Annotated in this window: 7 protein-coding genes; 5 read left to right on the top strand and 2 right to left on the bottom strand. The window is 41.3% G+C overall.

Annotated features, from left to right (window positions below; genetic code table 11):
- Positions 1-2: 2 nt before the first annotated feature.
- Positions 3-1,577, bottom strand: a complete 1,575-nt coding sequence (gene nikA / locus NBG71_RS15445) for a nickel ABC transporter substrate-binding protein (protein ID WP_075671179.1) — start codon at positions 1,575-1,577, stop codon at positions 3-5.
- An 11-nt stretch (positions 1,578-1,588) separates the two neighbouring features.
- The gene (locus tag NBG71_RS15450; RefSeq protein WP_098941632.1) at positions 1,589-2,374 is read right to left on the bottom strand and encodes a class I SAM-dependent methyltransferase; all 786 of its coding nucleotides are present in this window, start codon (positions 2,372-2,374) and stop codon (positions 1,589-1,591) included.
- Between the two features lie 412 nt (positions 2,375-2,786).
- Between NBG71_RS15450 and NBG71_RS15455 the strand changes: the two genes are divergently transcribed.
- From NBG71_RS15455 to NBG71_RS15475, 5 genes are all read left to right on the top strand, one after another.
- Positions 2,787-4,328: a vWA domain-containing protein gene (locus NBG71_RS15455; protein ID WP_223672649.1), complete on the top strand. Its 1,542-nt coding sequence runs from the start codon at positions 2,787-2,789 to the stop codon at positions 4,326-4,328.
- A gap of 579 nt (positions 4,329-4,907) precedes the next feature.
- The gene (locus NBG71_RS15460; RefSeq protein WP_260280369.1) at positions 4,908-6,383 is read left to right on the top strand and encodes an SrfA family protein; all 1,476 of its coding nucleotides are present in this window, start codon (positions 4,908-4,910) and stop codon (positions 6,381-6,383) included.
- Between the two features lie 3 nt (positions 6,384-6,386).
- Positions 6,387-9,371, top strand: coding sequence for a virulence factor SrfB (locus tag NBG71_RS15465; protein ID WP_191901655.1), 2,985 nt, complete (start codon positions 6,387-6,389; stop codon positions 9,369-9,371).
- Between the two features lie 2 nt (positions 9,372-9,373).
- Positions 9,374-12,079, top strand: a complete 2,706-nt coding sequence (locus NBG71_RS15470; protein WP_226891842.1) for a putative virulence factor — start codon at positions 9,374-9,376, stop codon at positions 12,077-12,079.
- Positions 12,080-12,082: 3 nt separating this feature from the next.
- A complete protein-coding gene (locus tag NBG71_RS15475; protein WP_075671165.1) occupies positions 12,083-13,093 on the top strand; it encodes a hypothetical protein in 1,011 nt (336 codons plus the stop codon).
- The last annotated feature ends 6 nt before the right edge of the window (positions 13,094-13,099 follow it).

Genomic DNA, 13,099 nt, shown 5'->3' on the forward strand with positions numbered 1-13,099 from the left:
AATTAAGGCTTAAAGCGCATCTTTTCAAACGGTATTTCATATTGAGATGGATTAAAGCCCACATTTTCTAATTCACTACGATGGATAGCCTTAGTACGTGAATAAGTTAATGGAATATAAACGGCTTGCTCTGCTAATGAGGTAAACAAGGTTTTATATAATTCCTGACGACGCGCTTCATTAGGTGTAATTAACAACTCACCAATCATGGCATCTAATTGAGCTTTATTTGCCAATCCTTTTTGCCCTTGATAATCCGCATGAGCAGGTATTCTAAATGATGAAACGAAAGAAGCCGGATCGTAAGGTGTTCCCCATGAGAGCGAATATTGCAAATCGAAATCACCATTTTTTTGTCTATCTAAATAGGCTTGTTTTTCTTCACCTAAAATCGTCAGACCAACACCAATCTTTTTAAAGTCATCTTGAATAAGTTCAGCTATCTCTTTCTCAACAGCATTATTCACATTATAAGAGAGCAATAACTGTAATTTTTCGCCTTGCTTCTCACGGATAGTCTTACCTTTTGGTAATACCCAACCTTCAGACTCTAATAGATCAATCGCTTTTGTTGGACGATAAATATAGGTTGGGGAAGAAAAATCACAGTAAGGCACACTACGCGCCATTAAAGTATCAGCGACTTTTTCGCTACCCGCTAAAATACCTTGGGCAATCCCTTCTTTATCAACCGCATATTGCAATGCTTGGCGTACTTTTTGGCTAGATGTCATTGCTCGGCTACTATTGAGCACAATGGCACGAGACGCGATCGGTGCACTCATTTCCGTTTTGAATTTATCTGATGCCATAAGAGCTTCAAATGAATCCATATCTAACATATCGCCATCTGCACCAAAAATAAGCTGAATATCCCCTTTTTGCAGAGAAAGTAACATGGTTTGTCTATCGGGGATCACTCTCCATATCACACCATTTAATACCGGCTTCTCTCCCCAATAATTGGGGTTAACTTTAAACTCAGCATATTGGTCTTTTTTATGCTCAGTTAATACCCAAGGCCCTGTACCCACATAGTTCGCAACACCTGTTTTGGTTTTGCCATTAATAAAAGAATTCGGCGAAATAAAGCGGAATGGGCGAGTCAAACCTAATTCCGTTAATGTTGGGTAATAAGGGTTTTTTAGATTTAATTTAACAGTGAACTCATCAACAATTTCAACGCTATCAATCTGACGAACTAACTCTAACCACGCATGACGTTCATAGTTGTCTAGTACCGCTTCAATATTTAATTTTACTGCTTTAGCATTAAAAGGCTCACCATCACTAAATGTCACATCATGGCGTAAAAAGAAAGTGTAGCTCTTACCATCAGGAGAAATATCCCAACGCTCCGCTAAATAAGGTGCAACACCTTTTTCGGTATTTAATACAAGGGATTCAAATACCATATTTTGAGCTGCCATCTCACCAGAGTAGAGATGCGGGTTGATATCACGAATATCTTTTGTGCTGGCATAATCCAACATATTATTACTTTTGTCTGCTAATGCAGGAAAAGCACATGCCAGTGTTAATAATAGCGTTGGGAACACTGAAAGTAAGGGCTTCACGTTATTCTCCTTTAATTATCTATTCTTTGTTTTTGTGCGTGGATCATAAACATCGGTGTTGAACCATAATTGATTTTTTCTTCTTCGTTCCACACGAAATCACCAATACGAGTATCTATCATATATCGACTAAAACCGACTTCTAACAGGGTGTTTATATCCCATTGCGGACGTTTAATTTGACTTAATGGTAATTGGCGAGCAATTCGTTCCATCTCTTTGGTATCTGTATTGACGTAGTGATCTTCAACTTGCTTTTCAATTGAACGCTCTCTATCCGCCACAAAACCTTGCCAGTAGCTTTCATCAAAGAGATGTAAATACCAGTTAGCATCGAAATTAATTAAACTACCACCCGGTTTTAATACTCGAAACCACTCCGAATACGCTTTTTGAGGTGCTTTTAAATTCCATGTCACGTTACGACTGACTACTAAATCGAATTGTTCACTGGCAAAAGGCAATTGGTGTACATCACCGCGAACAAATTGAATATTTGCTTTGTGTGTTTGCGCATTTTGTTTAGCTTCCAGCAACATGCCTTCCGTTGCATCAATTGCCGTAACCTCATGACCTGATAACGCTAATAAAATGGCAAAAAAACCAGGCCCCGTTCCAATATCAAGCACTTTTAAGGTTTCACCTACTTTGGTATGCCCCAATAATAGATGACGCCATTTCTGTTGTTTTTCGCTCAGCAATTCCTGTTGATTCGACTCACTATAACTTTCAGCTCGGATATTCCAGTAACGAGTTACATCATTAAGTAGTTGGTTATTATTTATTTTATTTGTCATCAGAAACCTGCTGTTATATCAACGTAAAGAGAGGAATAAATTCCCCTAAAAGCGAATGATTTGGCTATTTTTTAGTGTGGGTAACATACCCTGTAACCCCAAGATGCTCTATGTGCTATATCAATATTCACCAGTACTCAATAAGGAAGATCTGCCAATTTGCGATCTCCCTCTTTAACATAAATACGCCATCCTAATGGGTGTGAAGATAAATAAGCAAATGGATTATTTTCCCTGTTAAAATAGAGAAATAAATTGAGCGAATTTAGAAATAAAAATTAATTTTGTCTTATATTAAAAAAGTGAACGCTTTAATTTCACCTTTTTTATAAAGCCGTTATAGTCAATAATATTGCTATCTTAAATTTCTTTCTTTAAATGAATATGGCCGTCACATAAGGCTCTCTAAAATATGAATCGAATCTCACGATTAACGGCTGATATTACCCGCGCCGATTTTGCCTTAACGCATCAACAGCAATTACTTCAATTGCTGACTCAACACTTTCCGACTAAGTACCGCTCTCTATTTGCGACGCCAGAGAAAAAATCGGATGATGTGGTTGAGTGGTATTCTCCGGTTTCTGGTAATCCTGTCGCTTTAACTTCGTTACAAGGACAAGAACAACAAGAAATAAGACGTATTTTAGATGAACGCCTTAACGATATTAAAACGCAAACGGCACTATTAGCATCACAAAACAGGATCACGGATGAAGAGCGCCATCTTTTAGATACGGCATCAACGCTACCTGATAGCGAAAGTGTCTATATTATTAATGGGCAACCCGTTATTACATGGTGGCCACGCACCACACCATTGCCACCCCCTATTGCACAAGTTACCGCGGGGGCAAGTGCCGCTGCTGCGGGTGCCGCACTGGCCGATGTGCCCGCCAAAACACGTAATCGCTGGCTACGTTGGTTATTACTACTATTATTCTTACTATTTTTACTCTTACTGGCATCTTGGCTAAAAGGCTGTTTTGATCCGAAAGTGGTTCCTCCTGTGGTTGAAGAGAAACCTGCCGTTGTCATACCACCAAAACCAGAGCCCGCACCTGAGCCAGAGCCTATTCCTGAACCCGTTCCAGAGCCTGTACCAGAGCCGGAGCCTGTACCAGAGCCGGAGCCTATCCCTGAACCTGTACCAGAACCGGCTCCAGTACCTGTACCTGCACCTAAACCTGTGCCAGTGAAAAAACTCACGCCACTAGAAGCTTGTGTGCAAGATGAACTGAAAAAATCGGGAGTGACAGAGAAAACAGCAAATGCAACCTGTGAAAATCGCTTAGCCAGTAAAATAAAACAAATGTGCCCAGCTGAACGCCCAGCAGAGTTAGCACCTCAAGTGATCATTATTTTTGACGCTTCAGGCTCAATGGCATTGAGTATGAGTTTAACGGAAGACGACTTAGACTTTATTTCAAGCACAGGAAAACTCTTCGCGGGCTATGATGCCGAACCTCGTCGTATCACAGTAGCAAGAAATGCAGCGACTAAGATTATTAATAGTATTCCTTCCGATATGAAAATTACTACTGTTGTAGCATCAGACTGCGGTGTAGTGAAATCAAGCCCTGCATATGGTGGTAATGAACGCTCAAAATTGCTTAGTTACATTAAACGAATTGAACCTGATAGTGGTACACCGTTAGCCGAATCTATTCAACGAGCAGGCTCTCTTATCAAAGGGAATAATCGTGACACGATTATTGTCTTGTTATCTGACGGTTTAGAGTCTTGCGATCAAGATCCATGCGCAGCAGCGCGTACATTAAAACGCGCTCACCCTCGCGCGGTCATTAATGTGGTTGATATTTTAGGTACAGGTGCGGGTAACTGTGTGGCGAGCGCCACTGGAGGTAAAGTCTTCACAGCGCGTAATGCTAATGAAGTTACTTTAATGACTCGAAAAGCAATTGAAGATTATATTCCAAAGAACTGTAAATAATGATTGATTACGGTTTCTAATATTTAATTCACCCTCTTTGGTTTCACATTGAGGGTGAGTTTTTCACGTATTACGTGTATTTTATTATTATATTGGCACTGACGAGCTCTATATCTTATCTATTTAAGACCATTCCTTAATTGTCTGTTTTTTTCTTTTCTTATTCTCTCATTATTCAGAATAAACCTATTTTGTGATTACCATCACAATGACGAGATACTCATTAATAGTTTATCCCTTTATATTTTGTCTTTTTTTTCTTCTATCTCATTATTTTTTAATGTAAAAGCTAATATATCGGTGATTTAATCCATATATTTAAGAAAATATAGCGCAACCTGTAATATCATTATTTCATTATCATCATCGTCACCTTAATATTCCCTCTTTCACTCAAGAAAAATAAAAAATCCTTTAATAATAATCAGTTAACTAACCCTAAATAATCCGCTAGATAGACACCCAATTTCTGATAATATAAAATGAATATAAATTTTATATCTTTATTTTTAGCCTTAAAGCCTATTTACGGATAAGCCAACTTACCCATAGATAATCTTGCCTAGCGGAATGATCGTCGTGAATAAAGCATTCTTACGAAGTGGTAAATTAGAAAGTTACCTCCCTATGGGAGAAAATGGACAGGCTGTTTATATCTCTGCACTGCAGCTACGTGAAACCCTGCGTTTAAGAGGAAAAGCACATATTTCTCAATGTCTTGCTATTCCTCAGCCAAATGAAACTGGCGAGCGCATTGACTGGTATTCACCGATTGATGGCTCTGTTATTCCTTGGTCTGCTGCTTCAGAAGAAGAACGCACCGCCGCTTATGCGCAACTGAAAAAGAATCAAGATGATTTAATCGCCTTTAGTGAACAAGAACAGCAAAGAGCTGGAAATAAAGAAAGTCAGCTTTTTGGTGCCCTGCTCAGCAAAACTATCCAATTTCCTGACGAAAACCATATTTTTATTGTTGATGGCCAACCTATTATTACCTTCTGGGGTTTTGTCAGCGCTAATCAACAACTTAGAGTTGATCCTGTTGCTTGCTTAAAACCGGCTGTAGCGCCAATCGCACCCACATCAACCGTGGCTCCACCAGTGCAAGAAAAAGTCATTATTACTGAAACTAAGCGCCCTTGGTGGCGCTTCTTATGGTGGCTGTTACCTCTATTATTACTTCTACTCGCAATTTTCTTCTTAAGAGGCTGTTTTTCAACGCCAGCACTGCCTACGGTTGATATTAAAACGCCAAATATTGAAGCGCCTAAATTGCCCGACCCTACGCTTGAAAAACCGAAAATTCCCACAGTGGTTACTAACGGCCACACCGTTGGTGTACCAACAAATACAGTTCACACAGGAACATTAGGCACCGTTGATGCCAATGGGAATGTGATTAATGGCACGGGTGATAACGGCGCCGTCGTTGATCCTACTACTGGTTTACCTGTAGTTGATCCTCAAATAGATAATAACCAAGGTGCTTTACCTGAAGGAGCAACGCCCGACGATGCGCAACAGCCTAACGTACCTCCGGTTGATCCAGCCACACAAAATGAGCAACCGAAAACAGATAACAATCAAAATACAGGGAATGAGAACAACACGGCTAACCCTCCTGTTGATCCCAATGCACCACCAGATGTCACCCCACCAGCCACAGCTGATAACACAACACCACTGACTATTCCCGCAAATGCGTTAGCGAATGGCTCAACCCAATTCCTTAATGGCCAATGGAAAGCAGGTGCGGGAATTCAAGATCAAAAAACAGGTAAACCACTGAGCCTGAACTATCAATTAGATAATGGCAAAGGGCAAGTCGTCATGACACGCAGTGATGGCGTGACCTGTAAAGCGCCTGTCAGTGCAGCCGTCAATCAAGGCGGATTAAATATTAATAACCAAGGTCAGGCTCTGTGTAGTGATGGTTCAAACTATTTGATGCCAAATATTATTTGCCAACCAGGAAGCCAAAATATTGCTGATTGCCAAGGGAAATATGAAAACAATCAGCCATTCCCATTATCAATGAAGCGGGAGAATAATTAATTCATGTTAGCGCCACTGACCGATTATAAAGATAAAATTACCCTTATCCGTGACAGCAATATTCAGTTTCTGGATTTCGGTTTTACGCTACCACAGCGCAAAGAGTACGGTGAGTTTGTTAAAAAAGGCGAAAACGGCCCGTTAATGCGACTCATCTATAATGAACGAGATGATAACTATCTTTACCCAGCACCTAAAAACCAGCCTCAAACACCGAGAGAGGCTGAATTTAGCTTTTCCCTTGAAGAGTCATTAACCCTATTAAATGACACATGGCTACCGGTGCCATTCTTCCGTTTTAATCCACCACGCGCATTTTCTCAAGGCCCTGATAACTGGGTAAGAATGATGTTCCATCAACTGCCTGAGCCAGATGAAGATGGACATACACACCGCGTTGTTGTGGCATTTGATACTCGAATTGAACCGAATCGCGCCAATACAGCTTATCTGGCGCCAAACGAAGAAGATGTTCGTTCGGGTGTCGCTTTTGCGTTAGCTTATTTGGGCTATGAAGTTGAGAACTTCCTTGAAACACCGTGGATTGATGGTTGGTTAAAGGAAGTCTTTAGCGAAAGAGCACTAGCTGTGACCAAAATGTACCATGATGAACTTGAAGATGCGCTTAAAGAGTTTCAACATCAGGCACATTATCTCAATTTACTCAATATTTTAGGTGAGAAGCTACGCTTACCTGAAATCAAAATTAACGAAACTAAACCACAAGAACCCGCGATTGAAGTTGATCTTATTCTTGATGTGGGTAACTCACGCACCTGTGGGATCTTAATTGAAGATCATATCAATGATAATAAAGGGCTAACGCAACTCTATGAAATGACGCTGCGTGATTTAAGCCACCCTTATCAAATCTATAATGAACCCTTTGAAAGCCGTGTTGAATTTGCGCAAGCTGAATTTGGTAAACAAGATTTCTCAGTAAATAGCGGTCGCAATAATGCCTTTATGTGGCCAACAATTGGTCGTGTTGGCCCTGAAGCCAACCGCATGGCTGCGCAACGCTTAGGTACTGAAGGCTCAACGGGTATTTCAAGCCCTAAACGCTACTTATGGGATGATTCCCCGTATTCTCCGGGTTGGCGCTTTAGTCGCTCTTTTGGTCAGACAGACAGAGAGCCACTGGCAACCGCAGTTCCGATGACATACCTTCTAAACGATCACGGTGAGCCGTTATTCCGTTTAGAGCCTGACTTTCGCATGCCGGTATTTACACCAAACTATACCCGTAGTTCATTAATGACCATGATGTTAACCGAAGTGTTAGCGCAGGCATTAACGCAAATGAATAGCCCCGCTCAACGCCTTAAAATGAGTCACGCTAGTGCGCCTCGTCAATTGCGCAATATCATTTTGACTATTCCACCAGCGATGCCAAAACCAGAGCGTGCCATTTTTGAAACGTGCATGGAAAATGCATTAGGACTCATTTGGAAAGCCATGAATTGGGACCCAACTGACGAAAAACTGCGTTTTGATGGCAAAGATGAACAATGTCGTATTCCAATGCCAAACATCCATGTGAAGTGGGATGAAGCCACTTGTGGCCAATTAGTTTACCTCTACAACGAAACACAAATTAAATTTGGTGAACGTACTGAAGCCTTCTTTGCCAGCCAAGTGCGTGAAGATAACCGCGCATTAACGGGTGATAGCACGTTAAAAATTGCCTCAATTGATATTGGTGGTGGAACAACCGATCTCGTTATCACACGTTATAAACTGGATACGGGCACAGGTAGCAACGTCAAAATTATTCCAACACAATTATTCCGTGAAGGATTCAAAATTGCGGGCGATGATATTTTATTAGATATCATCCAGATTTGTGTTTTACCGGCATTACGCACCGCATTAACGGATGCAGGTATTTCTGATGCCGATGCTCTGATGTCTTCTCTTTTTGGTAGTGAAGGTTTAGATGCTGGGCAACAAGTGTTGCGCCAACAACTTACCCTACAAATCTTTAATCCGATTGGGTTAAAGATTTTAAGCCAGTATGAAAACTACGATCCATTAGTTCCACATGAAGGCATTAACAGTACTTTTGGGGAATTACTTAACGTTCTACCGACAGAGCATGTACGTCGTTATATTGATGACGCAACCAATAAAGAGCTTGGTGGTGGCGAGAGTTTCTCCATTTTAAATGTGCCTGTACAAATTAACTTTGCGCAATTGCACGCCGAATTTATTTCAGGTGAACGCATTAATATCACCCGTAGTTTAAAAGCCCTGTGTGAAGTGCTTTATTACTACTCCTGTGATGTTTTATTACTGACCGGCCGTCCTTCTCGCTTACCAGGTATTCAAGCACTGTTAAAAGTATTACAGCCGGTACCGCCTTCTCGTATTCTGCCATTACATGGCTACAAAACGGGTGGTTGGTATCCATTCAACAAAAAAGGCCGTATTGACGATCCAAAATCAACAGCAGCGGTTGGTGCAATGTTGTGTTTAATGGCTGAAAATGCACGTTTACTCAACTTCTACTTCTCGACAGGTAACTTTAAAACTTACTCAACAGTACGTTATTTAGGAATGTTGGATAATAACAATACCATTTCTGATAATGACGTTTACTACCGTGATATTCAGGATAAATTTGAGCCTGATCCTGATACCTATTTTGAAGTCAGAGGCGGGATACGTTTAGGCTTCCGTCAATTAGATAATGCCCGTTGGCCTGCCTCTCCACTTTATACTTTGCGCATTAAAAATCCGAAATTGGCACAGCAACTTAGCCAAGAAGACAGCGTATTGCATATCAAGCTTGGAGAAGAAAGAGGCGCTTCTGGCCATAATGATGACAATAAATCTGAAAAATTACGTATTGAAGAGATGGAGCTTATTAATGGCAAAGGTGGCGTTAATAAGAACGGTTTAAGCTTCAAACTCAATACGTTAGCAGATAGTGGAATTGGTGAAACATCCTATTGGCTGGATAGCGGGAGTGTATTAGGTAAATGAATATGATGGATGAAAAACAGTTAACAGCCAAATGGGATGCCATTTATCAAGGCGCGGGTAAAGCCATTGATTGGGTAACGGCAGTAAGAGGTAATGCTCCTCGTTTAAATACCGAAGCCGATAGCCTTATCTATCGTCTACGCCGTAGCCGTAACATGGCAAAAAATCTCAGTTTAGCGACACAACGCCCAATGTCTGTGGGCTTTTTTGGGCTCTCTCAAGCAGGAAAATCGTACCTGATTTCAGCTCTTGCCGCAGGACAAGACGGTCGCTTAAGAACTAGTATGTCAGGTAAAACCCTTGATTTTATCGACCATATCAACCCACCGGGTGGTGGTAAAGAGGCGACAGGCTTAGTGACTCGCTTTAGTCGCAACGCCTCAAAAGGTACGCAAGAGTTTCCTGTTGAGCTACATCTTTTCAGCGAAATTGAGATCGTTAAAATTCTCGCCAATGCCTACTTGTATGACTTCAATCAGGAAAAAATTGAATTTGAATTAGATGACGAGAAAATTTCCCGTTTAATCAATTCATTAAGCACACAATGCAACGCCACACCCGTTGCAGGCATTACTCATGATGACGTCGTTTCATTATGGGATTATCTGCAACGTCATGCTGAAAAAAGCCAGAAAAAATTAGCAACAACCTATTGGCCTAAGGCGATTGAATTAGCGCCTTATCTCAACATTGCGCAACGAGCTAAACTTTTTTCTGTTTTATGGGGCGATATTGCAGAGCTGACATCCGCTTATCAACGTTTTAGCACCACACTTGCCTCTTTAGGTAATGCATCTGTTGTTTTGGCTCCGCTCTCTTCTTTAGTCAAAGAGCAAGATGGCGTGTTAGTACAAAAAGACAGTATTATGAACGTGGATATGTTAGAGCGTCTCAATACTGCCAATGATAGCCAGATCAGCATTTGTCCTGTTCATGGTGATCGTATCGATGCCCCTGTAACTCTTTCGTTAGCAGAGTTAACTGCGCTGACGGTTGAATTAGTCGTTCCGTTATTAGATGCACCAAGTAAACCCCTGTTTGAACACGTTGAACTGCTCGATTTTCCTGGCTATCGCGGTCGTTTAGGGGTGGAAACCATGGCAGATGTACGTCGTCAAGTTAACGATGACAGTGCAAATCCGCTGGCACAGCTTATTCTACGGGGTAAAGTTGCCTATCTGTTTGAACGTTATACCGATAACCAAGAGATGAATGTGTTAGTGGTATGTACCGCATCAAACAAACAATCCGATGTAAAAGAAGTCGGTGCAGTCCTCACAGAATGGATCAATAACACGCAAGGTAAAGATGCACAAACTCGTGCTAAACGCCCTTCTGGCTTGATTTGGGCAATGACCATGTTTGATATGCGGATTACTAACTCCTTAACCATGAATGAAGCGTTATTACGCCAATCATGGGGTAAAGGTGGCATGATCAAAATGGCGATGTTAGAGCGCTTTGGTCAATATGAATGGATGTCATCAGATTGGATCAACGGTGAAGCGTTTAATAACACCTTTTTAGTACGTAAACCGGGCGTACCCACTCCGTTTATTCAAATCAGTAATGGTAAAGAAACAGTTCTAAATGAAGACAGTGTTTCACAATTACATTTGATGAAAAAAACCTTTGCTGAAGATGAAACCGTCCAACGCTATATTCGTGAGCCAGACCAAGCATGGGATGCCATGTTGTCACTTAACGATGGTGGTATGCAACGCCTTGCCAACTACCTTGAAACCGTTGCCTTAAAATCATTAAAACTTGAACGTATCAATGAGCAACTGCAAGAAATTCAACGTGATTTGATCGGTCATCATCTTGAAAAATGGTATCAATCAGGCGGTGAAGAGGAATTACAGGTAAAACGCCGCAATGCCGCCACTATTTTACGCTTTATGCAAAGTCGCCCTTATTTACAAGGTGCGTTACTGGATTACCTGTTACCGTCTCGCAAATCACTCTACGACCTGTATATGCAGGAAAAAGAGGTTATCGATACACTTTCAGACAAGAAGGCAACACAAGCCCCTGTTTCCGCCTTTGCAGCTATGGAACAACCCGCTTTTGATCTCTTTAGTGATGAGCCAATCTCTCTAGTACCAGAAGAAGATGAAGCCCCTAAAGGTCACGGCAATGAGGTTACTTATCCTAAAAAAGTGATGGCATTATGGATAAACCATCTGCGTAGCCTGCCTGATAACAGTACTTTGTTAACCTATTTAGGCATCGATCAAGAAATTATGGTGCTGTTAGTTGATGAACTGATCACTGCTATTAACCGCCTTGGTGTTGAACAACGCATGCTGAAAACCCTTGCAGGGACAGAAGCCATTGCTCGTCGTGATGACTTAGCTGAGCAGCAATCATCCCGTGTTTATAATGTGCTGGGTGATTTTATTACTTGGTTTAATTTCAAAGATAACGGTGTTGAGAAACCTGATAGCAAAATCAATGCAGGCCATAAGATCTTTGAAAGACCCGATAGCGCTAGCGTGCAATGGGGGGATGATGAGCGTTTAGTTCGCTTACCTACCAACCCTGTTAATTATACCCTTTTATTTGTAATTGATTGGCTTATCGCTTTATCAGCGGTTATTACTGAGAATGCAGGGCATTCTGCAGGAAGAGAGATCAGTGCTGAGCAAAACGCACTATTAGGCCAAATAATTCAAACCATGAAATCATCCGTCGTGGAGTCATAATTCGTGTTTAATCCAGAATTAAAACCCGTACAACCTGCTCGTCCCGGCTTTGCGGTATTAAGTATTCGTAATTGGGAAGGTGACGCTTCCCCTGTTTATTTAAGTATTCAGCGTAACCAAGATCGCTATTTCTTAAATGATAAAGGGGAATGGGTAGGTAATGCCTTTTTCCACCAACTTTCACTTGAAGATGCTGATGATGGTTATCAAATCGTTCTTGATAAAACGCTCGTTGATCCCCTCGTTAGCAACTTACAGATGGCATATCAATTTACGCTAAAAGACGATAACGAAACACAAGATATCGGACGATTACGCATTCGTGATGGCGTATTAGCCTCACAAGCACAAGGTCAGAGTGAAGCATTAAAATCAACGGCGACATTAGATAATCAGCCAGTTCCGCCAGCTCCTATTATTGAAGAAACTCCGCCGGAGCCAGAGCCACTCAAAATTGAACCTGAAGAAATAGAGCCGATTATCCCTGAAATCAAGGCAGATGAACCGCCACAACAACCGACACCACCAGCACCGAAAAAATCTAAAATTGGCTTAATTTTAGCCATCATCTTGATCTTAATTTTAGCGGGTATCTTAACGTGGTTCTTCTTACTAAGAGGCAATCCTGCTGGCGAACCTGCACCACAACCGACATCAGAGCCATCAACACCAAGTGTGTGCAGTGTTGAAAATATGAAATCTGGCACTGCATTAGCCTTTGTACAAAGCTGTATACAGAGCCAACCGGATAGCAAAACTATTCTTGCAACGATTGAACAAGCGAAACAGAACAATCAATGTGATGTTGCTCAGCGTTTATATGCTTATAAAGCACAATCAGGTGATGTTGATATCGCACTGAATTACGCTCGTGAATACGATCCAGAAACCGCATCAGCACAAGGTTGCTTTAGTGCAGACAAAGAAACGGCCATTTATTGGTACGAAGCGGTTCTTAATCACGACTCACAAAACAGTGACGCAAAAGCGCGTCTTGAAGCTTTGAAAAAATAGGAAAGT

This window comes from Proteus sp. FZP2095, assembly GCF_023701425.1.
Classification (GTDB): Bacteria; Pseudomonadota; Gammaproteobacteria; order Enterobacterales; family Enterobacteriaceae; genus Proteus; species Proteus cibarius.

Coding starts and splice junctions, on each gene's coding strand:
- NBG71_RS15450 (WP_098941632.1), bottom strand. CDS start 2,374: ATGACAAATAAAATAAATAATAACCAACTACTTAATGATGTAACTCGT.
- NBG71_RS15455 (WP_223672649.1), top strand. CDS start 2,787: ATGAATCGAATCTCACGATTAACGGCTGATATTACCCGCGCCGATTTT.
- NBG71_RS15465 (WP_191901655.1), top strand. CDS start 6,387: ATGTTAGCGCCACTGACCGATTATAAAGATAAAATTACCCTTATCCGT.
- NBG71_RS15470 (WP_226891842.1), top strand. CDS start 9,374: ATGATGGATGAAAAACAGTTAACAGCCAAATGGGATGCCATTTATCAA.